This is a genomic window from Ensifer adhaerens, assembly GCF_001270265.1.
In the GTDB taxonomy this organism is placed as follows: Bacteria; Pseudomonadota; Alphaproteobacteria; order Rhizobiales; family Rhizobiaceae; genus Ensifer; species Ensifer adhaerens_B.
The window spans coordinates 1-1,607 of sequence record NZ_LGAP01000076.1; the positions used below are offsets into that span (position 1 = coordinate 1).

Sequence of the window (1,607 nt, forward strand, 5' to 3'; positions counted from 1 at the left end):
GGGGCGGGGGGTGGCGGGATCCACGGCGGCACCGGGGCCGACATGCTGTTCGGCAATGGCGGCGACGACCTGATCTACGGCGACGCCGGCAACGACGTCATCGAAGCCGGGGCGGGTGCGGACAAGGCCTGGGGTGGAGCCGGCGCCGACATCGTGCTCGCCACCAAGGCCGACGGCGTCGACAGCTACTGGGGCGGCGACGGCGTCGACACGCTCGACTATTCGGTGGCGACGGCGAAGCTGACGGTCGACATCGGTACCGGCTTCATGGGCCGCGGCCAGGTGGCGGGCGTCGAGGTCGGAACCGACACGGTCTACGGCTTCGAGAACGTCATCGGCGGCTCGGGCCATGACGACATCACCGCCTCGAATGCCGTCAACATCATCGACGGCGGCCTTGGCGAGGACGTCTTCCGCTTCCCCTCGGTGGCGGCGGCCGACGGCGACACGCTCTACGGCTTCTCTCCGGGCGACCGCATCGACTTCTCCGGCATCGACGCCAAAACCGGACAGGCGGGGGTGCAGCACTTCACGCTGTCGGCCGGCACGACGCTGACCGGCGCCGGCCAGATCGTGGTGACGCATGAGACCCGCGACGGCGCCGACGTCACGGTGATCCGCGGCAGTGTCGACGCCGACCCGGATGCCGACTTCGAACTGGCGGTAGCCGGCACCCACAACCTCAAGATCGCCGACTTCAACGGCGTCTCCTGAGCAGGAACGGTGACGTCCCGGCCGGTCGCTGACCGGCCGGGACAGCATGCGGGCGGACAAAAGGGGATCTCATCATGAGCAAGAACAAAGCGCCGCAACACAAGATCGGCGGCATGCGCGGTATCCTGATCTATCTCTTCGGCCTTTCCGGCCTGATCAACATCCTGGCGCTGACCGGCGCCTTCTACATGCTGCAGATCTACGACCGGGCGCTGACCAGCGGCAGCATCTCCACCCTGGTGGCGCTGTCGGTGCTGGCGGTCGGGCTCTATTTGTTCCAGGGGCTGTTCGACGTCATCCGCTCGCAGATCCTCGTGCGGCTCGGCGCCCGGCTCGACGCGCAATTGGCGCCGCTCGCCCACAAGGTGGTGATCGAGATGCCGCGCTTCGGCTATTCGACGGCGGAGGCGACCGAGCGCGGCCGCGACGTCGACACGCTGCGCGGCTTCCTCGCCAGCCAGGGACCGGTGGCGCTGTTCGACCTGCCGTGGATCCCGATCTATCTCGTCTTCGTCTGGCTTTTGCACCCGATGCTCGGGTACCTGACGCTCGGCGGCGCCCTGGTGCTGGCGGTGCTGACCATCATCGCCGAGGTGCTGACCCGGCGCCATTCGCACGCGATGATCAAGGCCTCGGTGGCGCGCAGTTCGGTCGCCGACAGCAATGCCCGCAACAGCGATGTCTTGCATGCCATGGGCATGACCGGCCGCGCCGTCGACCGCTTCGAGAAGGCCAATCGCCGCCATCTCGACTGTCAGACCAAGACCTCGGACATCGGCGGCACGCTGTCGGGCCTGTCGAAGGTGCTGCGCATGATCCTGCAGTCGGCGATCCTCGGGCTTGGCGCCTATCTGGCGATCCGCGGACAATTGTCGGCCGGCGCGATCATCGCC

At 67.8% G+C, this 1,607-nt stretch carries 2 protein-coding genes; both read left to right on the forward strand.

Features of this window, described 5'->3' with window-relative positions:
- A partial coding sequence (locus AC244_RS34710) for a M10 family metallopeptidase C-terminal domain-containing protein (protein ID WP_202596163.1) occupies nt 1-714 on the forward strand: 714 nt, incomplete at its 5' end.
- Nucleotides 715-788: 74 nt separating this feature from the next.
- Nucleotides 789-1,607: ABC transporter transmembrane domain-containing protein (locus tag AC244_RS34715; protein WP_268750809.1), on the forward strand; the 819-nt coding region annotated here is incomplete at its 3' end.